We start from the raw sequence: 23,228 nt of genomic DNA on the forward strand, positions 1-23,228 counted from the left end.
GAGAACAGGGACAACGACCCCATCTTCTAAACTTCCTTGGTGTGCGTAAACGTAATCTCCGGGAAGCGTTCTTGCGTGAGCGATAAATTCGCCATGGTGGGCGCTATGTAGGCTAGTGCATTACCGCCGTCGATGGAGAGGTTGTGTTGCGCTTTGCGTTGAAACTCTTCGAATTTCTTGGCGTCATCGCAATATACCCAGCGCGCGGTGGCAACCTGAATATTTTCGTACAGCGCTTCTACTTTGTACTCGGCGCGCAAGCGGTGCACAACCACATCAAACTGCAGCATACCCACGGCACCCACAATTAAATCGTTTGAAGCCAACGGGCGGAACACCTGTACCGCACCTTCTTCTGAAAGCTGCACCAAACCCTTCAATAATTGCTTCTGCTTCAACGGATCTTTTAAACGAATACGGCGGAATAACTCAGGCGCAAAGTTTGGAATACCGGTGAATTTGAATTCATCGCCCCATGTGAACGTATCCCCAATTTGAATCGTCCCGTGGTTATGCAAACCAATAATATCGCCCGGCCACGCTTCATCTACGTGCTCACGATCACCGGCAACACTTCAGAGTTCAGCACAAGACGTTATCACGGCATCAAACCGCTTTAGTGAGCTTGATCAGGCCAGCTACAGTCTATCAGGATAAAGGAACACGGATGGTGCGACGTTAACATTTCTGTAGCCCAATTGGTTATAAGTTTAATAGGTTAATTGTTAGGTAGGGGGTATTGCAGGTCAAAGTGTGATACCCCATTATTTTAGCCGCTAAAATTAAAGTTTCACCGGTGAAACTCAGTTGTTGGATGAAGGTCTTGTGTTTGATTTTCTGCTATCAGTTAACAAATATAAAAATTAATTATTTATCATTATGTTTTCATTTTTTGACAATGCTAAAGGCGTGAACTATGAATACCTTTCAATTGATATTAAAAGGGAAATTCAAGGACTATGAAAATAAATTTAATTAATTGCCTGCTATCTGTAGTCATAGCAACTGGTGTAAGTAATATGAGTTATGCTGAGGAAGTTCCGCGCAGTCAACAAGTAATTACCTCCCTTCCTGTACTCACTAGTCAGAATGCTCCAGCTCCTGCCGAAATCAAAAACATCCGCATGGAGTCTGAATTAATGGCTCGAGCATCAGCTCCGCCGCTATCTTCAATGTGGGTATATGCTGTTGGTTCAACTGATTGTGGGTGGGAGTCCACTGTTGGTATGACAACAACTGCATGTGATCATGGGGGAGAGCAGCTGCGTACTGCTGTTTTAGAAATTGGTTATGGTTATAATCATATTGCTTGGATGAACGGTGGGTTACTTCCGAGTTCCACAATGTACTCAAGTACGCCTGTTTGTGTGACTGGTAGTAATTACACATGGCCTTGTACCGCTGGGCAAACTGTCGTGGGTTTCCTCAATGAATACAATGTCGATGGTCATCAAAACGGATTATTCAAATACCAAAATACTTCGACTAATTCGCCATGGAATACTATGTCAGTCCAGATCAGTATTCTTTGATTTATTAATGATGTAGGCCAGACATTCTGGCCTTTTTATATTTCTAAATACGAATGTTAACACCAGTACTTTTGTCTTGCATGATAGACATAGCTGATTCTAACATCTTCAAAGTAGTCTCGTCATTGCGTGACAGTGCGCCTTGGATGCCATCACGCGTTTTTTGAATGAAGTTATATCGTGTTTCATCACTGTGTGCACCTGCCAGTTCGCCTCCATTTACGGGTATTTTCATAGTCATAGCCATGAAAGGCCTGCCGTCATCGAGAGACATTTCTCCATTGCGGATTTGAGTGTTGGCCCAGTCCCGCATTTCTTGCCGGGTCATACTAGTGAAATCCGCCTGTTTTGTGCTGCTGTCAGTCTTATCATTGTCTGTTTGTGCTGCTGTTAATGCAGCCGAAAATGACGTTGAGGCCTCTGTTGAAGGCTTGGTACGCTGGTTCCCATTAAAATAATGTACGTTTGCATCAACTCGCATAGGTTCTTTTCCTTAGTATGATCGTATGAGTGATATTAACTGCAAAACCTGCGCCATAATTATACACTTATAGTCTTTTGAAAACGCCTTTAAAAAGTTTATTTAAATTAAGTTGTTGAAGGTAATTCATCGTAAAGTGAAAAGCTTAATACAGAGGTGTTGGACGGCAAAGGCTTTCCGGTAACTGGAATATTTACTAATAGGCTTGGCTCATAGGCCTTAAATTATTCAGGATAAAGCCTAATAAAAGAAGGTTTTGAAATAAGCAATATTAAAGTGAAATATTGGGATCGAGATTGATACAAAGATGAGGGATATAGAAATCAATATCCATTTCAATTTTTTGATTTCTTTTAAGTGATTTGCATTTTTAAGCGATTCATTTAGCCGCTGAATATTTAGTTCAACTTCGTGTACAGTCTCCTGAGAGACGAGCGCTAAATCTTTAATACTATCAACAGAGCTTTTTAAGTTTTTCTCTGTTGCTAGTATATGAGTATCAACGCTCTTAATTTCCAGTGATTTCTTCACATATTCAGATAAAGAAATACCTTCCTTTTGCGCCTCACTACTTAAAGACTCTTTTAATTTATCGTCAATTCGGATGCTTAGAATAGCCATTCTAAAATACCTCTGATGTATACGGGTGTAAACAAAGCGTATACGCCTATTTTTAAAGGCGCAACAGGTTATTTTAGATGAAAACTGTGTATGACAAAATGAGATAATAGGCACGCTGTCGAATGTATACAAATGAATCGCCCCGAGTTCATCGGAGACCAGTTTGTTTAAGTCAGGCCACTTTACCTGACTCGTTTAAATTATCATAGTAGTCTGTTTCATATTGAGCTGGTGAAATATACCCAATTGAAGATAATAAGCGTTGATTATTAAACCAATTGACCCACTCTAACGTTGCGTATTCAACAGCATCAACATTCTTCCACGGGCCATTTCTGCGAATAATCTCTGTTTTAAATAATCCATTTATTGTTTCAGCCAATGCATTGTCATAAGAGTCACCCACACTGCCTATAGACGCTTGAATTCCAGCTTCAGCAAGTCGCTCAGTGTATCGTATAGACAAATATTGGCTGCCTCTGTCGCTGTGGTGAATTAACCCTTCGGGGTTGCCACGATGCCAAATAGCTTGCTCTAACGCATCAAGAATAAGCTCTGTGTGCATTGTCGTTGATACACGCCAACCTACAATGTATCGTGAAAAAACATCTATCACGAAAGCGACATAAACAAACCCACTCCATGTGGCAACATAGGTGATGTCAGCTACCCAAAGTTGATTTGGCTGCTCAGCAGTAAATTGACGATTAACTAAATCAAGTGGCTTATCTTGTTGCTCGTCAGGTATCGTTGTCTTATGTGCTTTACCCCGACGAACACCTTGAATTCCCATAACTCGCATCAATCGTTCGACTGTACAGCGGGCGACTTGATGGTCGTCAAGCTGTAGCTGCTTCCATATTTTTCTTGCACCATAAACTGACATATTATCCTCCCACACTTCGCGAATGAGTATTATCAGCTCAGCATCACGCTTTTTGCGGTTAGACAGTCGCTCAGGCTCTCTTTGTATCTGTTTATGAGAATAATACGTTGATGGTGCAATCGGCAATTCCTTGCAAATTGACTCGACACCGTAATGCTCTCTGCAAGCATCAATAAAATCCACTATTACTTCTGTTTGCGGTCGAGCTCCGCTTGGGCGAAAAAAGCGGCAGCTTGCCTCAGGATATCATTCGTTCGCTTGAGCTCTTTATTCTCGCGCTCTAAGACGGCAAGGCGTTCTTCAGTTGATTGCGTATTAGAAGAGGGTTTAGACGGTTGAGCTTGAGATTTCTTGACCCATGCTCTAAGTGTTTCTGGGGTACATCCCAGTTTATCTGAAATCGATACTAGCGCAGCCCAAAGAGAAGGGTATTCATGCTGTTGTGTGGTAACAAGCCTAATTGCACGTTCACGAAATTCTGATGTATAGCGATTTGATTTTTTCATAGTTCCAGTTTCTCAAGTTATTGAGTCTCTGGCAAACACGGGGCGATTCAGTTTTGCAATTTTAAGAAACTATGACGGACATGATTTCAAAGTGACTTTGGTTGATAGCAATGGAGATAGAGTTGCTGGCGGATATAGCGTAGCAGTTTCCACTTCTATCTTTAATGCAGGCACTTATTATTGGGAAGTTGAAAATAAAACAACAACTGGATCTACTTATGGTGGAATTACTTATGAAGTAAGATCTGGTGGCTAGTTAAACTTTCTATTAACGACTCAGCCCTATGAGTCGTTAATAGAAAACAATCTAAAATAAAAGCTTAAGTTTTATAAAATTATGTCGATAAAAGAAAACGACATATGAAAAAGGATTTTTATGAAAATCAGCACCAATCTACTACCTACTCTATTTGAAAGTAAAATATCTATTTTTACAAACAGTGATGATGAAAAAATAAAAAGCTTTTCTACTAAAACAAGCGAAAGTGGCTTAAAAATTAATATAAACACAACTCACCTTGATCCTAAAGTTAAAGAAAAAAAAGACAATAATGCTTTTGATTCATCATTAATTGAGGGAAGTGCATATGAAAAAGTATTTAAAAAAGAAGAGCTCAACTTTTCTAATATGAGTATAAAAGAACTTCATAGTATTGTTAAAAATGTGAATGAAATGGAACGAGAATACACACAAAAATACGATAGTGATGAACCAGTTAGATTAGGTAAGTCAGGAAACCCCATAATATCCAAAAAAAGAGAAGATATGAATAGTTTAGAGTCTAAACTTAGGATCCTTTCTTATGGTGGAGGGGATGTAGATCCTGATAAAAAAATTAATGTTATGGAGTATTTTTCTAATAGTTCAGAGAAATTAGATGGACTTGCTAAAGAATATCCTGAACGTCAGACTTATCAAGTAAGAGCCTCTTACATGAAAGAAATAATTAATACGTTTGATAAATTTATATCAGACGATACTTTTGATTTATATCAAGAAAAGGCTGCTTTATTGTTAACCGACAAAAAGAAAGTCGATGTTTTTATTTGAAAAAAGCCTAGAACATAGCAAAACAGCTAACAGCTTATTGAACACCATTTTGGTGGTTTATAACACACCGAAACGGCGTATATTACATACCCTGATAATTTCACCAATAATTACCTTTGTAAACAAGTAATTAAAACAGCTAGGAATTAAGCATGTTATTTTGCCCCAAAACGGCGTTTAATAATGTTATTGGACAAAATTAGATTTCTACTTAAAACACAGGAATAAATTTAACTTTTTCAGTGTCCGGTTATCGCTCAAAGCCGACCTATAGAATAATTGCTTTAACACGTTTTGGGGCAGAAACGAGTTACGGCTGATAGTCGGCTCATGGCACATAGCAGCCAACTAAACTTGACAGTATTTTTATGTGGTTGGCTCTAAAACCAGTATTTGGTAACATTATGCCAATTTTTACTTCAATATTATGCCAACATACACTACACTAACGGAGCTGTAGCCCAATAAGCTCGTTTGTACTTATGCCAACTTATACTTCAAACAACATTGGGTGTATAAACTAATTACTTATAATTAAGCCAATTTTTAAACTACATTTTATTCAATTTATTTTTCTCTCATTATTCTACTTTTTTCCAATTTTAATCCCATACTTTAAATACTCACTTAAAACTTACGCTATATCAGCATATTAAATTTATATAAATGTTCGTACATTAAAGTAGATTGCTACCACCAAGGCACTTTATTCTGTGTTTGCGTAACTTAATTTAGTAAATGCGACCTAAGTCTAGATTGCGAAGTGCGCTGTAATACTTAAAATAACGCCAAATTAAAAAGGGGCTCAGTAGTATGCAGTTAGAACGTATCCGCAATAGCAATCTGCACCAAAAAGTAATGTCAGCAGAACAAGCTAGCCAATTTATTAAAGATGGAATGACAGTAGGCATGAGTGGCTTTACTCGTGCCGGTGAAGCTAAAGCCGTGCCAAGAGCACTGGTTGAGCGTGTTAAAAATAACCCAATGAAAATAAACCTAATGACCGGTGCGTCGTTAGGTAATGATTTAGATAAACTACTTACAGAAGCGGGTGTGCTAGCCCGCCGTATGCCTTTTCAAGTAGATAGCACATTACGTAAAGCGATTAATAACGGCGAAGTAATGTTTATTGATCAGCATTTATCAGAAACCGTTGAGCAGTTGCGTAATCATCAATTAACTATGCCTGATGTGGCGGTTATTGAAGCGGTAGCCATTACTGAAGAAGGCCATATTGTGCCTACTACTTCGGTAGGAAACTCTGCAAGCTTTGCTATTTTTGCTAAAGAAGTGATTATTGAAATAAATATGTTGCACAGCCCTGAACTTGAAGGCTTGCATGACATATATATTCCTTCGTATCGCCCTGTGCGCCAACCAATTCCTTTAACTAAAGTAGATGATCGTATTGGTAGCACGGCTATTCCAATTGATCCTGCTAAAATTGTTGGCATTGTTTTTACTAATCAGAGCGATTCGTTTTCAACAGTTACCGACCCTGACGTAGATACAGCGGCTATTGCCAGCCACTTAGTGAGCTTTTTTAAAGAAGAAGTAGCACAAAAGCGTATGGCAGAAAACCTAGGGCCATTACAAGCAGGTATTGGTAATATTGCTAACGCGGTAATGATGGGATTGTTAGATTCTGATTTTGAAGATTTAACAATGTACTCAGAAGTATTACAAGATTCGACCTTTGATTTAATTGATGCCGGTAAACTTAAATTTGCTTCAGGCAGTTCAATTGTTTTATCAGAGCGTTGTAATGCAAAAGTATTTAATAACCTATCAGAATATAAAGATAAGTTAGTGTTACGTCCGCAAGAAGTGTCGAATCACCCTGAAATAGTACGCCGTTTAGGGATCATTGCCATTAATACTGCGCTTGAGTTTGATATGTACGGTAACGTAAACTCAACCCATGTTTGTGGTACTCGCATGATGAATGGTATTGGCGGCTCGGGTGACTTTGCACGTAATGCGCATTTAGCGATATTTGTTACTAAGTCGATTGCTAAAGATGGCGCTATTTCGAGTGTAGTACCTATGGTAAGCCACGTTGACCATAACGAACATGACGTTGATATATTAGTAACCGAGCAAGGCTTAGCCGATTTACGCGGCTTAGCGCCACGTGAACGTGCTGTACAAGTTATTAAGCACTGTGTGCACCCAGATTACCGTGACGCCATGCTAGATTACTATGAGCGCGCTTGTAAGCGAGGCGGACACACACCTCATTTATTAGAAGAAGCGTTTAGCTGGCATATTCGCCTTGAAGAGCAAGGCAGTATGAAAAAAGCCTAATAAATATAATCCCAAGTTGCACCAATCCATACAGTTAATCTGTTTTGGGTTTAATTAAACGCTCCTTTTAGGGGCGTTTTTTTAGCGCTATTCTACACAATTAATTAGCCACTTAGTCTTGAGTATTAAAAGGCCTAAATTCGGATAATAAGTGCTGGCTAATTACCTTTAAGTAATCCATTAACACCTGGTATTAATGGGTTACTTAAACAGCCTCTAAAATCAAACTTAAGTAAGCTTTTTAGTTAGCCACATACCGCCTAGCACGGCCGCAAAAAACAGCAAAAATTCCATTTTAAGAGACACTAATTGAACCAAGCCCGGGCCTGGGCATATGCCACTTAAACCCCAGCCTAAACCAAAGAGTATTGAGCCAGTAATTAAGCGCGCATCAACTTTTTTTAAATCACTTAAATTAAATGATCCTGAAAGGAGTGGCTTCTCTTTTTTTGCAACCCATAACCACGTAAGCATCATTATTAGCATGGCAACAGCCATCACTATAATTAAGCTTGCATCCCATTGGTTTCCAAAGGTAAGAAAGTTAATTACTTTAGCGGGGTTTGTCATACCGCTAATAATAAGCCCTAAGCCAAATATAAAGCCTATAACAACCATCATAATTGCTTTCATTATTTATCCTACCAGGTTTGCTGTAATAAAGGCGACGAGCATAAATGTACACGTTGCAACCCAAGAGCGGGTAGAAAAACGCGACATGCCACACACACCATGGCCACTTGTACATCCATTAGCTAAAGTTGTACCTACGCCAACTAAAAGCCCCGCAACAACAATAAGCCAAGGCGACAACTGTAATTCGGCTTCTAATAAAGAAGGGGCAAATACCCTTACAGCTACACCTGCCAACAACAACCCTAAAATAAAGTATAGCTGCCAACGAGAGCCCGAACTTACTTTAGCAAATACAGACTTAACAATGCCCGAGATGCCTGCAATTTTTCCGTATAAAACCAGTAATAACGTACACGCTATACCTATTAATGCACCGCCTATTGCAGCCGACACTGGGGTGAATTCTGTTACCATTTTTTAAATTTCCCAAACAATAGAAACACCTAAACCGGTTTGTTTCATTTCGATTGATACTTGCTGATTCGGCGCTAAGTAGTTAGCACCCGTTATTTTTTTTGCTGGCGATTAATATCACCGCTTTTAAAAAACCACATAGATTCGAGCGTTTTGCCGCGCGTTTCTTTAATGTATTTAACAACAAAAAATATACTTATAAGTGCCGACAACGCATAAAAGCCATAAGCACTGGCAAGGCCTATATTGGCAAGCATAATAGAGAAGGTCATAGTGATTGCAAAGCTAGCAATCCACTGCGCACTGGCAGCAACGGCAAGAGCTGCAGCATCATAATTAACGTAAAAAATAATATTATTAGTACTATTAATGGTGCTAAATCTTATCCTAATTAACGCCTGATAACTCAAAGCATTACTGATTACAACTTTAAGATTGAATAATAAGTGCAAATACTAGATACTGTTTTTATATACAGTTATGGCGGTATTATGAAAAAAGAATTACCAGCAAAATACTATTTAGCGCATTTTAGAGAGCTTATCGAGTTTGTAACAAGTAAATGTATGCATTTACTTGAGCCTAAACACAGCGAATTTATTAGTAAAATTAACCAGCTAGATGAGCAAAGCCAGTGCATGTTGGCGCGTGTATATTCGCGCAAGCCTTATTTGGTACAGGCGCAGTCGCTTAATTATGAAGAAATAACCTCGCCGCATCAGGCTATTTATACGCTAAAAAAAGCCGGTATTTTATTTGAGCCAAACGAGCTGCATTATTCACAGCTTTTGGCGCACTTAACCAAACCTGCTTTGCTGGAGTTGCTAAGTAATTATCCTGATCAAATAAGCTTTAAAAAAAGTGCCGCGAAAGGCGCGCTGGTGGATATTGCCCGTGAGTTTTTTAAAGCATGCCCGCATGAGCTTGCACCGCTTTATAGCCAGTATGTAATTAATAACCGCGGCGATTATTACGAGTATTTTGAGTTTTTATTTGCAGGAAAACTAAGCAGTGGTGATGTGAATCATCAAAATCGTTTTGTAATGCGCGATTTAGGTTTAACCGCTACGCGTGAAGGGCACAGCGAGAGCTTATCGCGCTTTGATACTAAGGCCGAGGCGCAATCAAACTATTTATTAAACCGTTACCGATTAGCATTTAAAAATATAGCCGATGAGAGCGATTACGTTGCTCTAGCGCCGCTGGTTTTAGTGCAAGCTTCGCACGGTGCCATTGCCGTTGCTCTTAAAAATAAGTTATTAGTACAGCTTTTTAAACAGTTAAAAAATACCAATAGCGAACTTGCTTTTAGCTTACTTGAAGGGTGCGTGGATGATAGCGAAGCACACGAAATTCAAATAAGAGAGCAATACCGGCTTGGTAATAAAGAGTGGGTAAAAGCACGATTAGAAGCCATTATTGAAAATCCGCTAACGGATGATTTACTGTATTTTGCCGACGACTTTTTAATGCGTAAATTTAATAAAAAAACACGTTCGCGTTTAAGTGCCATGCTTGCCGACACGCAATGTACACTCGAAATTGACGAGTTATACCGAGGTGAAGTAGAGCAAGGCGTAAACGACTATTACACTGCCCAAGGTATGCAGGTTTTTAATACCGAAAACACATTGTGGCAAAGTTTGTTTGGTTTAGTATTTTGGCACGAGTTATTTATTGATACCCCTTATCCGCCATGCAATGAGTTTGATATTTACCCGCAAGTATTAAGGCTTGGTAACTTTTATGCAGCGCAACCAGCGCAAATTGATGAGCGCTTAGCACAGTGCCAAACACCTCAGGCATTACTTAAATTAGTATGCAAAAATGCAGCGCAATACTTTGATCAACCTAACGGTTTATTTAAATGGCATAACGAGCTACTACAACCACTAGAAGCGCTGATTTTAAATAGCCCAATTGAGGCGTTAATCGATCACTTAACCAATATGAGTAAACATTATTTACAGCTAAAAGACGGCTACCCCGACTTAATGGTTATTACTAATGGCAAAGTACATTTTGAAGAAGTAAAAGCACCAGGCGACAAGCTAAGGCGCAACCAATTAACCACCATTGATAATTTAAAAAATGTCGGCTTTGAGGTATATATAGCCGTTGTTAAATGGTTTATAGATCCCAATCGCATTTACAGCGTGGTTGATTTAGAAACGACAGGCGCATTAAAAGGCGGTAACAAAATAACCGAAATTGGCTTAGTAAAAGTACAGCATGGCAAAGTAATCGATACCTGGACTACTTTAGTTAACCCACAGCGACATATACCCGGGTTTATCACGTCGTTAACCGGTATTAGCGATAGCATGGTAAGTAATGCGCCAGTATTTGCAGATATAGTACAACCTTTAATGGCTAAATTAGCGGGAAGCATTTTTGTTGCACACAATGTTAACTTTGACTACGGGTTTATTAAAAAAGAATGCGAAATGGCAAAAGTGCCTTTTAAAATGCCCAAGTTGTGCACTGTGGTAGAGTCGCGTAAAGCCTTTGCAGGTTTAAAATCGTATTCGTTGGGTAATTTGTCAAAGCACTTTAATTTAAATTTAACCAGTCATCACCGAGCGCTTGCCGATGCAACCGCCACAGCGCAGTTGTTACTGTTAATTCAAAAATCACAAGGCTAGCTCATTACTCTGCTTTTTTTCAAAGTCGATTTTTACTATTTCGAGTGCTTTAAGTACTTCATCAGGAGCAACATCGTGTTGCTCTAGTAGCATAATTAAATCGACTGCGAGTTTTATATGGGTTGGTGCTTGTTGTAGGTTATTGCTCATGTTGGGGTTTCTTTTTTGCAATTTGGCTAATTGCTACATCAATGGCTGTTTGCACCCGCTGTTGCATATGCATACGCTCTGTTTGTGATAAATAATAGGCCATATCTACGTCGGAGCGAATATAGCGCGAAGGCAGTTGATTTAATACGGTACAGCAAAAATCGGCCATTACATCATCAGTATACTGCTCATTAAGTTTGCGATTAATTATTTCTTCTAAAACAAATTTTTCGTAAAAGTTATGTATATCTTCGTGTAATTGCATATTCCACTCGCTCGTTTTTAATCCATTTAATTGAGTTTATACCAAGGTGCAGTATAAATCGAGGGGGTAGTTTTACAGCTATTTATTAACGGTTAATTAGTTAGTGGCTTGATTGGTATTGTAAAACATACTTAAAGTGTTTAGCGAAGTTGTTGTTTTTCTACACGTTGTATTTTTTCTTCGGTGGCCGAAATTGCTTTTCTACAGCGGCCTAAGCGTGCATGCGTTGTTAATATTTCCATATTTAGCTTTTGTGCTTTAGCCGGAGTTGCTTTATCCATTTGCATTTTACGCTCTTCAATCATTAACAATAATCGGCGTTCAAATTCGTGATTTTGTTTAAGTTCGTCATAAAGCTCATGAGATGATTGTATTACTTGTTGCACGGCTTGTTTATAAACAGCTTGTTTGGGGCGCGGTTTATAGTGACTTTTATTTTCTTTTATCCAAATAGGGGTTGATTTAATAACATTAAAAACAGCTTGTACTTGTGTTGCTATACGCTCAAGTGCATAGGTGTATGCATGGCGATGCTCACTTGGTGGTAAAGACGATACTTCGTCTTCTATTTCGGTTACATAGTCGGCTAGGTTCATACTTTTAGTACTAAAAACAGCACGGTCAAATAAGCTTGGTTGCGCTTGCATATAACGGTTTTTAGAAAACAGTTTGGCTTTATCAAATTGCTCGGCTTGCTGCTTTAAGGTTGCAACTTGTTGGCGTAGTTTATCAAAAGCGGGTGAGTGCATATTAAAAGTAAGCCTCGTAAATAAGTTTTAGTGCTAATAATATAACCATAGTATTAAATACTGGACGAATAAACTTACTGCCAAAGCGTATTGCTGAATGCGCGCCAAACCATGCGCCTAGCATGATAAAAAAGCCCATAGTAATACCCAGTAAAAAATTAACATGCCCTAGTGCTACAAAAGTAATAAGTGAAATAAAGTTAGATACAAAGTTCATTGAGCGCGATAAACCACAATTTAGCAGTAGGTTCATTTTATATAGCATGCCGTTTGAGGCGGTCCAAAAGGTGCCTGTACCTGGTCCTGCTAAGCCATCAAAAAAACCTAAGCTTAAACCTTGCAGCCACTGCTTTATTTTCATTGTTTGCGTAAGCTTAGGTAGCTCACTTTCCTCTGTGGTGCTTAAGCTACCAAACAAGCTATAGCAGGCTACAACAATTATAATTATAGGTAATAATTTATTTAAGAAGTCGATACTTAAATGATCAACTATTAAAGTGCCTATTAATGCGCCAATGGCGGTGGCAAAAATAGAGGCTAGCCAAAACTTAGGATTAAATAAGTCTTTTTTATAATAAGTATAACTCGCAGTTAAAGAACCAAAGCTTGCGGCTAATTTATTTGTGCCAAGCGTTAAATGCGGTGGTAAGCCTGCTGTTAATAAAGCAGGAACTGTTAACATACCACCACCACCGGCGATGGCGTCAATAAAACCTGCGGCAAGTGCAACGGCACATAAAATAGCCCAGGTTGTTGGATCGAGTGCAAGTTCAAACATTATTAATAATCTATCTGTCTTTTAAAAGGAGGTAAGGTGTCGAGCATTGCTTTGCCGTATCGCTTAGTGATCAAGCGCCTATCGAGAATAGTTATACAGCCAGCATCGCTTTCTTTACGCAGCAGTCTACCACAGCTTTGTACCAATTTCTTTGCCGCATCGGGAACGGTTATCGATAAAAAAGGATTGCCGCCTTTACTTTGTACAAACTCGGCTTGCGCTTCTTCAATTGGCGAGGTGGGTACGGCAAAAGGAATTTTTGTAATTATTAGGTTTTCTAGGTATTTACCTGGTAAATCAAGACCTTCTGATAGGCTTTGAGTGCCAAATAAAATACTACCTTTGCCTTCATCAATATTTTTAGTATGTAATTTAAGCATTGCCTCACGCGACATTTCGCCTTGTACTAATAAGTTAAAACCTTTTGTTCTAAGAAACTTTGATACATGGTCCATTTGCCAGTAAGAAGCAAACAATACTAGGTTGGCCTTTTTGGTATCTAAATACTCAGGTAGAGTATTGGCTAAGTGATCGCTAAACGCTTTATCGGTTGGTTCAATTTTAGAGACCGGAATACGCAAAGTGGCTTGATTAGGATAATCAAAAGGCGAGGGCACTTTAATAAACTTAACGCCTTCTTCTTTGGCAAGGCCTGTTTCGTAAGCAAAATGATCAAACGAGCCTAAAGCACTTAATGTAGCCGAGCATAAAACCGCGCCCGCGCACTCGCTCCATAGCTTGTCTTTTAAGTAGTAACCTACTTCAATAGGGCAGTCGCTTAATAAATGATCATGGTGGTTTTTATATTCAAGGCGCTTTATCCACCTAGCATGGGGTGTGCCTTCGCCTTTATTTGCATAGCTAAACCAAAGCTTATTTAATTGCTCTAAACGATTTATGTATTGTCCGCTCTCGCCTAAAATAGGGTCGGCTACGTAGGGTTTTATATCTCCGTCGCTTACATCTTGAGTTAGCGTGTCGTGCATTTTACTTAAGCAGCGCAGTGCATCTTGCGTGGCTTCGCTTATATCTTTGGCTTTACTGTGTAATGACTGTGGAATTTCGCCATTTTCGAATCTGTAAGTATCATCTTTTGAATATTCAAAGTCAGCATTATCGAGAATGTCGCGTACTACTTTTAAATCTTTGTTGGCGTCGTTAATGCTATCGCAAAGCTTAAAGTTTTGCCCTATCGCCTTTTGACCCACTATTACTTTAGCCATTTTTCCGCTAAATTTAGTGAGCTTATCGAGCCACTCTATGGTGCCTTTTATTGTCGCTGCCGCAGATGAAAAGTCGCGAGTAATATGCGCTAAATGGTGCGCTTCATCAATTACATAAATAGTGTTGTCGGGTTCGGGTAAAATTTTACCCCCGCCTAAGTCCAAATCTGCAAGTAATAAAGAGTGGTTTATCACCAGTACATCCATTTGCATTAATTGCTGGCGAGCAAGCTGAAACGGGCAGGTTTGATGCGCTTTCATTTGGCGCTGGCACGAATGTTTATCGCAGGCTATTAATCCCCATACTTTATCGGGAACCGTGTCGGCCCAGCTGTCTCTGTCGCCTTGCCATTTTTTAGTTGTATAAGCGGTGTAAAGCTCATTTAAACATTTGGTTTCCATTACGCTTAAAGGGGAGCTAAGCGTAGGCATAAACTCCATTTGTGTTTGGCTATCACCGTTAACCGCATTGTGTAGTTTATGAGCGCAAATGTATCGCTGGCGACCCTTTACTAAATCAAATTTAAAACTAAGCCCTGAATGCTTTTTAAAAAAAGGCAATTCTTTGGCTATTAACTGCTCTTGCAGTGCAACCGTGGCGGTTGAAATAACCAACTTCTTTTTTTGTGCTAGCGCTAGTGGCAGAGCGCCTAAACAATACGCCAGAGACTTGCCTGTGCCTGTACCTGCTTCTATAACGCAAATACGTTGTTTTTTGTGATATTCCCCCGCTAGCGTTTTTGCTATTTCGGCAACTAAGTAATTTTGGCTGCTACGCGGGCGGTAATCACTTAGGTTATTAGCCACATGCTGATGTACTTGCCTAATAGTTTTTTTTAATGAGCTCGATAGCATGTGATGATTACCTAAAGTATGTATATAATTACAGTGTATATATTAAGTGGGATCGGACATTGACACAAGCAATCTATCAGGGCTTTATTTTATCAAGGCAACAATACTCGTATAAAAACAGGCAGGGTTTCACTTTGTGTTATTGGTTAAGCTCTGAGTATGGGCCTATAAAGGTAGTTGTTGAAAACCAGCAAGCCGTATTTTTTATTGCGCAACAACAACTTCCTCTTGCACAAACGTTATTAGCCAAAGCCAAAATAAAGGTAAGTTTTAAAGCGGTTAATATGCGCCACTTTAGTGGTGTTGACTGCACAGCCTGCTATTTTAACGACAGTAGTAGCCTTTATAAAGCAAGAGTCCAGCTTGAGGAGCAAATAAATATATACGAAGGGGATATTCGCCACAGCGACCGATTTTTAATGGAGCGCTTTATTAAAGGAGGAGTGTGGGTAACTGGAGAGGCGCTACAAAAAAATGGCTTTATCGAAATTACTCAAGCAAAACTAAAAGCTAATCCAAACTATACGCCACAGCTCGCGTCGCTTTCATTAGATATAGAATGTAACGCAGAAGGCGTGTTGTTCTCTGTTGGATTAGTTGGTAATGGCCTCGATTGCGTATTAATGATTGGTGAGCCACAGCCTCACAGTAAGGCATTTAATATTGACTGGTGCGTTGATGAAATAAACTTACTGCAAAAACTGCAGTGCTACATTACTAGTAACGATCCGGATGTGATAGTAGGTTGGAATGTAATTGAATTTGATTTTAGCGTACTTAACGCGCGCGCAGAAGCATTAGGACTGGTGCTTAATTTAGGTAGAGATCAACAACCTTTAACAATTAGAACGGGTCATTACACCCGGCTTACTTTACCTGGGCGCAGCGTAATAGATGGTATAGATACACTAAAAAATGCCACTTATCATTTTGATAGTTATTCGTTAGCTAATATTTCTTATAAAGTGCTGGGCGAGTCTAAGTTAATTCAAGCTGATAATCGCCTTAGCGAAATTATTCGTCAATTTAATCACGACAAGCTCGCACTTGCCGCTTATAACCGCCAAGACTGTATATTAGTAAATAGAATTTTTGTTAAGTTAAAGCTATTTGAATTTGCCATAGTAAGAACGCAACTTACGGGGCTTGAACTAGAGCGTATGGGCGGCTCGGTAGCTGCATTTACCAACCTATATTTACCCTTATTACATCGCAGTGGCTATGTTGCACCTAATTTAGGCGATCATGGCTTATCGTTTGAAAGCCCAGGCGGTTATGTAATGGAGTCGACTCCTGGGTTATATGAAAATGTATTAGTGCTCGACTTTAAAAGCTTGTATCCGTCAATTATGCGTACTTTTTGTATTGATCCATTAGGCCTTATAGAGGGGCTAAACTCTCCCGAAAACGCGGTAGCAGGGTTTAACGACGCACTTTTTTCACGCGAGCTGCATCACCTACCCAAATTAATTAAGCACTTAACCCATACTCGCCAAAAAGCTAAAGACACCAACCAGCCAATGCTTTCTCAGGCAATAAAAATAATAATGAACAGCTTGTATGGCGTATTAGGCTCTAAAGGTTGCCGGTTTTACGATCCAAGGCTCTCAAGTTCAATTACACTGAGGGGACACGAAATCATGCAAACCACCCGAAAATGGATTGAAGAGCTGGGTTATGAGGTTATTTATGGCGACACAGATTCAATATTTGTAAACGTAAATGAGCGCTTAAATGCCACAGATTGCAATGAAATAGGCAATGATGTGATGCAAATTATTAACAAACGCTGGTCAGATAGCATTAAAACTCGCTTTTCGTTGACCAGTTATTTAGAAATAGAGTTTGAAACCCATTACAGCCCATTTTTTATGCCAACCATAAGAGGAAAAAAAATAGGCTCAAAAAAACGTTACGTTGGCCAAATTGATAAAAACAACGCCAAGCAGCTCATTTTTAAAGGAATGGAAACCGTGCGCAGCGATTGGACCCAGTTTGCACAAGAGTTTCAAACCGAACTTTTTAAAACATTATTTGATCAACAATTTAAAATAGAGCAATTAAACGACATTATAAAAAGCTACACTAAAAAACTATACGCAGGGGAGTTTGATAAAAAACTTATATACCGTAAACGTTTAGGCCAAAATTTAAGTGACTATGTAAAAAATATTCCCCCGCATGTGCAAGCAGTAAAAAAATATAAAGCGAATAACCCCGACTTTGATGTAAAGCGCGGCCAAATAATAGAATATGTTTATGCTATTAATGGCGCTGAAATTTACAATGGAAACAACACCCTCAATTACCCTCTTTATATACAGCGGCAGCTAGAACCAGTTGCCGATATGATTCTAAGCGCACTTGGCGTACAGCCAAACTCAACCCAAAGTACCTTGTTTTAAGCTTAATAATCAGTAAAAAATCAAAGTGTGAAACTGATTAAATAAACTGTTTACAAAAATTCACATGCCGAAAGTTAACAAGTATAATTTTAATTAAACTACAGTCGAAAATAACACTGAAGTAAACTACTTTAAAAACAATGGGTTATTTTTATTGTTTAATTTGTATCGCACTTACCAAAAGACTTTTTGTAAACGGCTAGCACTAATAGCGGTGATTAAGTGTGATATATGATAATGACAGGTCACTTAAAGTTAATTTTATGTTGACCTTTCTGTTCTCATAGTATTATCATTGGTTGCGTAATCATTGTTTATTCGTAATCAGATGATTAAATATAAAAAATAAAATAGTATTCTTGGGAGAATCAAATGTTAAATAACAAAGTTTCAAAAGCAGTTCGCTTAGCGATCGCTTTTGGTGCAGCTTCTACTGCTGCTTTCTCAGCAAGTTCATTTGCTGCAGAAGAAGGCGCAGAAAAAGTAGAGCGTATAGAAGTAACAGGATCACGTATAAAGCGTACAGATATTGAAGGAGCTAATCCGGTTGTAGTTATTGATCGCGCATCTTTAGATAATTCGGGGCAACTAAGTGTAGCTGATGTACTTAACCGTTCTACATTTAACTCGTTTGGTTCGATTCAGCCATCTTCAGGAAATACAGCGCAGAGCCAAGCAACCGTTAACTTGAGAGGACTAGGCTCTTCACGTACTCTTGTTCTTATCAATGGAAGAAAAATGCCAGGTTCGCCAGTCATGGGCGGCGGAGCAGCAGATTTAAATACTATTCCTTTTGCTGCAGTAGAAAGAATTGAAGTTATGGGTGATGGAGCATCTGCAGTATATGGTTCAGATGCTATAGCCGGCGTTGTAAATATTATTTTAAGAAAAGATTTTGAGGGTGTACAAATTCAAGGTCGTATGGGGAAACCAAGTAGAGATGGGGGGGGAGACGAAGGGTCTTTTTCTATGATTACAGGTATTAAATCTGAAAAATCAAATCTAGTTTTTAGTTATGAACATGATGAACGTGATATCATTTATCAACGTGATCGTTGGTTTTCTAGATCTTCAGATGATGGGTCTGGTACATATGGAGGTACTACTGGTCAAAGTTGGTATGGTAGAAATATCTTAGATATGAGTACTTTTGAATTTAATCCAATGATAACAACAGGTGATTGTTCTGCTTATGGTGATGCTTTTGCATACCATAATGATGCACCAAATTCCCCCGATGATGATGGGTGTCATTATGATTACACGGCTCTTGCAGCTGATGCTGCTTCAACAAAGCGTGATTCAGTATTTGTGAATTTTGATTATGATATCAATGATGATCTAATTTTTAACTTCCGTTCTTTAAATTCACGTAATGAAAGTTTTGGCCGTTTTGCTCCTGCTGCAGGTTGGTTCGCATTTCCAATTGATATGCCTGAGGATACAGCTAAAGGTTTAACTGCAGTTAATGCAGGTGATAGAGGGTACTATCGCTTTGATTCAATAGGTGCACGTGATACCTGGCAAGTAAGTAATATGGCAGACTGGAGTGCATCTTTAAATGGTATGCATGAAAGTTTTGATTGGCATGTAGATGCTCATTATAACCGATATGATATGAATGAATGGGGACAAGGCTACGTTCACCGTCCAAGTGTTGAAAACGCAATTATAGACGGTTGGGATCCTAGAGATCCGGATCAATCAGCATATTCAGAGCAACTTGCTAGTTTCGCAGCAAATAGTAATCGTCGTTCAGGTAGTACTTTACGTGAGATTACGGCTGGCGTTAGCTTCAATGATTTAGCAACACTGGATGGCGGTGATTTAGGTTTATATATAGGTGCTAGCTACCGCGAAACTGATTACTTTGACCAAGCAGAAGCTCAAAATGAAGCTAAGAATATTATAGGTACTGCAGGTGGTTCGGCAGCAGGTGATAGAATTGAAAGTGCTGTTTTTGCAGAATTATTAGTACCTGTTACTGATATGGTGGAGTTAAACTTTGCAGCTCGCTATGATGATTATAGTGATGTAGGCTCTTCTTTTGTTCCGAAAGCTTCTATTAAGTTCCAGCCTTTAGATGAACTTGTACTTAGGGCTTCTTGGGGTAAAGGATTCCGCGCACCTACTTTAGAAGATTTATACAAAGCGCCTTCAGAGTCTGCTGCATATGCTAAAGATGTTGTTTTATGTGGCGCTGCGGGTACATCTCGAGGTGATTGTAAAGAAGAGCAGCATACTACTTATTATGTTGGAACTACGACACTTCAACCTGAGGAGTCAGAAAGTATTAATTTAGGTATAGTTTATAATGTTACTGATAATATTGATGTATCTTTAGATTATTATGATATAGAAATAACAAACCAAATAAGTTCATTAAGCGCTCAAGATGTATTTGATCTTGAAAATGCTGGTTTATTGGGTAACCCTGAAGATCCAAGTGACAATGCAGCTGGTTACGACCAAGTTTCTGTTGACCGTGGTGGCAGTTCTACAGGTCGCTCTTTGTTAGTAACAGCGCCCATGGCAAATATACCTGGTTTCTCTACAGATGGATTAGACTTTAAACTAAATGCACGATTTGACTTAGGTGAAATAGGGCAATTGCGTTCTAACTTTGCTTGGTCTGAAGTATTAAGCTATAAGTCACCAGATATCATTGGTTATTCGAATGTTAATCAAGTAGGCCGTGATGGACTTCCAGAGAGACGTATTAGTTTAGGTCTGACATGGGATATTGAGTCTCATTTAGTTAATGTTAACTTTAATCATATTGCTTCAACAGCAGAGAAAACAGAAGCTGATGAAAGTGGTACTATATTTACTGCAGTAGGTAACTTATCTTCATATAATATAGTCGATGTTAATTATACATATATAACACCTTGGAATGTTGAACTTACAGCCGGTATTAATAATCTAGCGGATAAAGATCCTATCTTAAAACCAGATTTATCTTATGATAGTTCACTTTATAGTCAGCTAGGGCGTTTGTATTATGCAGGTTTTAAGCTGAAATTCTAAACCAACTAGTTAATACATAGACTTTGATAAATGCCACTTTTTTATGAAAAGTGGCATTTTATATTTAAGTTACAACTCAAAAGAGGAGGTAGAGCTGCATAGGTATTAATGAATACCTAAATTTATTGATGATAGAAAGATGAAGATTAGAAAGTAGACTTTTTGAGTTGAGAAAATTTATTAATATGTCGCTGGTGATTGATTTTAAATATAACAAGTAGCTTTTATGAAATTAGCTCCTTTCAAAATGTAGCACTAGTAATCATAGCTTATAACGATAACCAAAACATAAGTGCGTTATTTTTATTGGCTAAGATCTACACGCACAAATAAGAAGTTGTTAATGTAATATTTTTGGTAAACTATAGAAATAAAAACAAGATTGCAGAATATTACATGTAAACCAAAATTAATTACTGTTTACTTTATGAGCCTATTATAAAGACTATGTAGACATTTTCTGAGATCGAGAGAATATTGTTTATAGTCATAGTATATCCAACTTACTAATTAATTACCAAAGCTAATAATGACCTACACCCTAAGACCTTATCAGATCGAGGCGGTTGAACGTACCGTTTTACACTTTAGAAAAACCAATGATCCCGCAGTCATTGTATTACCTACTGGTGCGGGTAAAAGTTTGGTAATTGCTGAGCTTGCGCGTATCGCCAAACAAAAAATTTTAGTACTGGCGCATGTTAAAGAATTAGTAGAGCAAAATTCACAAAAATATAAAAGCTTTGGGCTTGAGGCGAGTATATTTTCGGCAGGATTAAAAGAAAAATCGTTAAACCATCAGGTTACTTTTGCCAGCGTGCAGTCGCTATCGCGTAATTTAGATCAGCTTAATGAGCATTATTCACTGTTAATTATTGATGAGTGCCATAGAGTTAATGGTGATAAAAAAAGTCAATACGGTAAAGTTATTAATGCCTTGCAAGCGCATAACCCTCAATTAAAAGTATTAGGGTTAACGGCAACGCCTTATCGGTTAGGTATGGGGTGGATTTATCATTATCACTATCATGGTTTTGTGCGGGGCAATAAAGACAGCCCATTTAAAAGCTGTATTTTTGAATTACCGCTGCGCTATATGATCAAACATAACTATTTAACGCCACCCAATGAAGTGGATGCGGCGATTAGTCATTACGACTTTTCGGCGTTAACCAGTGACGCATTTGGCCGTTATACTAATGAGGATATGAATGCGTTATTAAAAAACAGCGCACGCGCAACGCAGGCCATTTTACAACAAGTAATACAATATAGTGAAAACCGCCAAGGTATTATGATTTTTGCCGCTACGGTTATGCACGCACAAGAAATTTTAAGCTATTTACCTCATCAGCAAAGCGCCTTAATTACAGGTGACACACCTAATAGCGAACGCGATAAAATAATTAAGCAATTTAAAGCCAAGCAATTAAAATACCTGGTTAATATATCGGTACTCACCACCGGCTTTGATGCACCTCATGTTGATTTTATTGCTATTTTACGCCCTACTGAGTCGGTGAGTTTATACCAGCAAATTGTCGGCAGAGGACTTAGATTAGCCGAGTCAAAAACAGATTGTTTGGTGATCGATTATGCCGGAAATGGTTTTGATTTGTTTCACCCTGAGGTTGGCGATAAAAAAGGCGATAGCGATAACGAGCCGGTACAAGTGCTTTGTCCTGGCTGTGGCTTTGCTAATATTTATTGGGGTAAAACTGACTCTACAGGAAAGGTTATTGAACACTTCGGCAGGCGTTGTAAAGGTTTGCTAGAAGATGATAACGGTTTAAGCGATCAATGCGATTATCGTTTTCGTTTTAAAGAGTGTGAGCAGTGCGGCGCACAAAATGATATTGCTGCTCGAAAATGCCATGATTGTGATGCTGTGATGGCCGACCCTGATGATAAGTTGCGCAATGCTTTAAACTTAAAAGATGCACTCGTACTTCGCTGTAGTGGTTTAAGTGTAACGCACCTTAAAAATGAGATGATTAAAGTAACGTATTTTGACGAAGACGGTGCAAGTTGCGACGAAGTTTACGATATTGCAAATAAAGGGGCGGCGTATATTTTTAATCGGCAATTTGGTAAGCGGGTAGGCCAAGGTCAAGCACCCGTAAAATTTAAAACGGCAGAGCAGGTAATTAACGCACAGTTAGATTTAATTGCGCCCGACTTTGTAATTGCGCGTAAAAGTAAAAAATATGGTTGGAAGGTAGCAGATAAGCTGTTTGATTATAAAGGCAGTTTTAGAAAAGCTAATCAGTTAAACCCTTAGGTTTAACTGATTTATAATTTAGTATGGGAATGCAGATTAAGCTTCTTCTGCGTCCATTAATCCCCAACCATCGCCGTAACCGTTAAAGTTATTAGCTATGCTTTCAATGTATTGCTCAGCTTGGCCTAATAGAGTGTGCTCAGGAACCATTTGTACTTGAGTAATTACTTCCCATACGCCAGTGTCTTGGCATTTTTCGAGTTCAGCATGCTGTACTAATGTATCGGCTACTACTTCTTTGGCAAACTTTTCTGCATCGCTTTGTTGCTCAAATAAAATATAAAAATCGACTTGGTGCATTTTACTTAAATCAATACCAGCGGCGGCTATTTCAGCTAAAAGTTGGCCATTTTCGTCATCAGGAAATTGCATTAAAAAACTCATTAAAATTATTGTGTACTTGTTAGGGCTAT

Annotated in this window: 19 protein-coding genes, 2 pseudogenes and 1 other annotated feature; of the genes and pseudogenes, 8 read left to right on the forward strand and 13 right to left on the reverse strand. The window is 38.7% G+C overall.

All coding sequences use genetic code 11. The features are described from left to right. Positions 1-26: 26 nt before the first annotated feature. Positions 27-572: pseudogene (gene prfC / locus HC000_RS07275) on the reverse strand (peptide chain release factor 3); the annotation flags it as partial. Positions 573-959: 387 nt separating this feature from the next. On the opposite strand from prfC, the gene HC000_RS07280 reads away from it, so the two are divergent. Further along, the gene (locus HC000_RS07280) at positions 960-1,532 is read left to right on the forward strand and encodes a YolA family protein (RefSeq protein WP_013463092.1); all 573 of its coding nucleotides are present in this window, start codon (positions 960-962) and stop codon (positions 1,530-1,532) included. Between the two features lie 43 nt (positions 1,533-1,575). On the opposite strand, the gene HC000_RS07285 is transcribed toward HC000_RS07280, so the two are convergent. The 3 genes from HC000_RS07285 to HC000_RS07295 all read right to left on the reverse strand — a co-directional run bounded on the left by HC000_RS07285 (position 1,576) and on the right by HC000_RS07295 (position 4,026). Continuing rightward, entirely contained in the window at positions 1,576-2,013 is a 438-nt protein-coding gene (locus HC000_RS07285) for a hypothetical protein (RefSeq protein ID WP_013463093.1), read from the reverse strand. 240 nt (positions 2,014-2,253) lie between these two features. Further along, the gene (locus tag HC000_RS07290) at positions 2,254-2,634 is read right to left on the reverse strand and encodes a hypothetical protein (protein WP_024606317.1); all 381 of its coding nucleotides are present in this window, start codon (positions 2,632-2,634) and stop codon (positions 2,254-2,256) included. Positions 2,635-2,806: 172 nt separating this feature from the next. Next, positions 2,807-4,026, reverse strand: a protein-coding gene (locus tag HC000_RS07295; RefSeq protein WP_236613520.1) for an IS3 family transposase whose coding sequence is annotated in 2 segments (ribosomal slippage) — positions 2,807-3,738 and positions 3,738-4,026 — 1,221 coding nt in all. Because the reading frame shifts where the segments join, the coding sequence is not laid out codon by codon here. Continuing rightward, positions 3,632-3,748, reverse strand: a sequence feature (AL1L pseudoknot). (Overlaps the previous gene by 117 nt.) A 91-nt stretch (positions 4,027-4,117) precedes the next feature. On the opposite strand from HC000_RS07295, the gene HC000_RS07300 reads away from it, so the two are divergent. From HC000_RS07300 to HC000_RS07310, 3 genes are all read left to right on the forward strand, one after another. Further along, positions 4,118-4,282 carry a hypothetical protein gene (locus HC000_RS07300; protein WP_157743020.1) on the forward strand — a complete coding sequence of 55 codons (165 nt, stop codon included), beginning with the start codon at positions 4,118-4,120 and terminating at the stop codon, positions 4,280-4,282. Between the two features lie 120 nt (positions 4,283-4,402). After that, the gene (locus HC000_RS07305; protein WP_013463096.1) at positions 4,403-5,077 is read left to right on the forward strand and encodes a hypothetical protein; all 675 of its coding nucleotides are present in this window, start codon (positions 4,403-4,405) and stop codon (positions 5,075-5,077) included. Between the two features lie 813 nt (positions 5,078-5,890). After that, on the forward strand, positions 5,891-7,384 hold the full coding sequence (locus tag HC000_RS07310; RefSeq protein ID WP_011328660.1) for an acetyl-CoA hydrolase/transferase family protein: 1,494 nt from the start codon (positions 5,891-5,893) through the stop codon (positions 7,382-7,384). Between the two features lie 228 nt (positions 7,385-7,612). On the opposite strand, the gene HC000_RS07315 is transcribed toward HC000_RS07310, so the two are convergent. The 3 genes and pseudogenes from HC000_RS07315 to HC000_RS07325 form a co-directional block, all read right to left on the reverse strand. Continuing rightward, positions 7,613-8,017, reverse strand: a complete 405-nt coding sequence (locus HC000_RS07315; RefSeq protein ID WP_179807316.1) for a DUF6691 family protein — start codon at positions 8,015-8,017, stop codon at positions 7,613-7,615. Between the two features lie 3 nt (positions 8,018-8,020). Continuing rightward, positions 8,021-8,434: a YeeE/YedE thiosulfate transporter family protein gene (locus HC000_RS07320; protein WP_179807317.1), complete on the reverse strand. Its 414-nt coding sequence runs from the start codon at positions 8,432-8,434 to the stop codon at positions 8,021-8,023. 92 nt (positions 8,435-8,526) lie between these two features. After that, positions 8,527-8,760 (reverse strand): annotated as a pseudogene (locus HC000_RS07325) (MFS transporter); the annotation flags it as partial. Between the two features lie 165 nt (positions 8,761-8,925). Here HC000_RS07325 and HC000_RS07330 point away from each other — a divergent pair. Continuing rightward, positions 8,926-11,079: an exonuclease domain-containing protein gene (locus tag HC000_RS07330; RefSeq protein WP_218910962.1), complete on the forward strand. Its 2,154-nt coding sequence runs from the start codon at positions 8,926-8,928 to the stop codon at positions 11,077-11,079. Here HC000_RS07330 and HC000_RS07335 read toward each other — a convergent pair. The 5 genes from HC000_RS07335 to dinG all read right to left on the reverse strand — a co-directional run bounded on the left by HC000_RS07335 (position 11,068) and on the right by dinG (position 15,099). Beyond that, positions 11,068-11,229 (reverse strand): DUF2496 domain-containing protein, encoded by a 162-nt coding sequence (locus tag HC000_RS07335; protein ID WP_179807318.1) that lies wholly within the window; start codon positions 11,227-11,229, stop codon positions 11,068-11,070. The genes HC000_RS07330 and HC000_RS07335 overlap by 12 nt on opposite strands. Further along, the gene (locus tag HC000_RS07340) at positions 11,219-11,494 is read right to left on the reverse strand and encodes a late competence development ComFB family protein (RefSeq protein ID WP_058373746.1); all 276 of its coding nucleotides are present in this window, start codon (positions 11,492-11,494) and stop codon (positions 11,219-11,221) included. Before HC000_RS07340 ends, HC000_RS07335 begins: the two co-directional genes overlap by 11 nt. 140 nt (positions 11,495-11,634) lie before the next feature. Next, complete coding sequence (locus tag HC000_RS07345; RefSeq protein ID WP_086999300.1) at positions 11,635-12,243, reverse strand: primosomal replication protein; 609 nt, start codon at positions 12,241-12,243, stop codon at positions 11,635-11,637. 1 nt (position 12,244) lies between these two features. Continuing rightward, a complete protein-coding gene (locus HC000_RS07350; RefSeq protein ID WP_086999296.1) occupies positions 12,245-13,021 on the reverse strand; it encodes a TSUP family transporter in 777 nt (258 codons plus the stop codon). Positions 13,022-13,023: 2 nt separating this feature from the next. Next, the gene (gene dinG, locus HC000_RS07355; RefSeq protein WP_011328649.1) at positions 13,024-15,099 is read right to left on the reverse strand and encodes an ATP-dependent DNA helicase DinG; all 2,076 of its coding nucleotides are present in this window, start codon (positions 15,097-15,099) and stop codon (positions 13,024-13,026) included. Between the two features lie 59 nt (positions 15,100-15,158). On the opposite strand from dinG, the gene HC000_RS07360 reads away from it, so the two are divergent. The 3 genes from HC000_RS07360 (at position 15,159) to HC000_RS07370 (ending at position 22,815) form a co-directional block, all read left to right on the forward strand. After that, complete coding sequence (locus HC000_RS07360; RefSeq protein WP_179807319.1) at positions 15,159-17,504, forward strand: DNA polymerase II; 2,346 nt, start codon at positions 15,159-15,161, stop codon at positions 17,502-17,504. Positions 17,505-17,876: 372 nt separating this feature from the next. Continuing rightward, positions 17,877-20,534, forward strand: a complete 2,658-nt coding sequence (locus HC000_RS07365) for a TonB-dependent receptor (protein WP_179807320.1) — start codon at positions 17,877-17,879, stop codon at positions 20,532-20,534. Positions 20,535-21,063: 529 nt separating this feature from the next. Continuing rightward, on the forward strand, positions 21,064-22,815 hold the full coding sequence (locus HC000_RS07370) for a DEAD/DEAH box helicase (RefSeq protein WP_179807321.1): 1,752 nt from the start codon (positions 21,064-21,066) through the stop codon (positions 22,813-22,815). A gap of 36 nt (positions 22,816-22,851) precedes the next feature. Here the strand turns inward: HC000_RS07370 and HC000_RS07375 are convergent, their stop codons facing one another. Continuing rightward, the gene (locus HC000_RS07375; RefSeq protein ID WP_011328642.1) at positions 22,852-23,187 is read right to left on the reverse strand and encodes a ribonuclease E inhibitor RraB; all 336 of its coding nucleotides are present in this window, start codon (positions 23,185-23,187) and stop codon (positions 22,852-22,854) included. Positions 23,188-23,228 lie beyond the last annotated feature (41 nt).

Source organism: Pseudoalteromonas sp. MIP2626 (assembly GCF_013414205.1).
GTDB classification, from domain to species: domain Bacteria; phylum Pseudomonadota; class Gammaproteobacteria; order Enterobacterales; family Alteromonadaceae; genus Pseudoalteromonas; species Pseudoalteromonas nigrifaciens.